Source organism: Actinocatenispora comari, from assembly GCF_017312725.1.
In the GTDB taxonomy this organism is placed as follows: Bacteria; Actinomycetota; Actinomycetes; order Mycobacteriales; family Micromonosporaceae; genus Actinocatenispora; species Actinocatenispora comari.
This window is the reverse complement of sequence record NZ_BOPO01000120.1, coordinates 1-685: the sequence shown is the minus strand read 5'-3', so window position 1 is coordinate 685 and position 685 is coordinate 1. Positions and strand designations below refer to the sequence as shown.

General features: G+C 81.3%; 1 pseudogene. It reads right to left on the bottom strand.

Going from position 1 to position 685, the window contains the following annotated elements:
* Window positions 1-685: pseudogene (locus NUM_RS29070) on the bottom strand (LuxR C-terminal-related transcriptional regulator); the annotation flags it as partial.

Sequence of the window (685 nt, the reverse complement as noted above, 5' to 3'; positions counted from 1 at the left end):
GCTCGCCACCGGACGCGCCGGCCGGTTGCCCAGCCGGGCCCGGGCCGACGCGAGCAGCCCACCGTCGGCCTCGGCGAGCGCCGCGGCTGCGGTGGCGTACCCGTGCGCGACGGCCGGCAGGGTGCGGTCGACCAGCGCCACGGCGCGGCGCACCACGTCGTCGAGCTGCTCGCCGCGCAGCGCGGTGCACCACAGCTCGGCGGCGAGGAACCGGGTCTGCCACGAGTACGCCAGGTCGCTCGCGCAGGCGTCCGCGGCCAGCTGGGCGTTCTCCGCCGCCTCGGCCAACCGGCCGTCCGCGGCGAGCGTCTCCACCAGCAGCCACGCGCTCCACCGGGCGGCGAGCGCGTCGCCGGCGGCACCGGCCGCCGCGGCCGCGGTGGCCAGCTCGCGCTCCCAGCCGGCGCGGCGGGCGGCGGCGTCCACCGCGGCCAGCGCGGCCCGCAGGCCGGTGTGCTCCGGCGGCCGGCCGTGTCGCTGCGCGGTCGCCTCGGCCAGCTCCGCGGCCCGGGACGGATCGCGGCCCAGGGCGCCCAGCAGCAGCACCCGGTCGCGGGCGGCGACCACCTGCCGGTCCGCGGCGTCGGGCACCACCGTCACCGCGGCGACCGCCTCGTCCACCTCGCCCAGCTGCAGCAGCGCCTCACCGCGCAGAACCGCGCTGTCGGCGTCGGCGGCGTCGGCC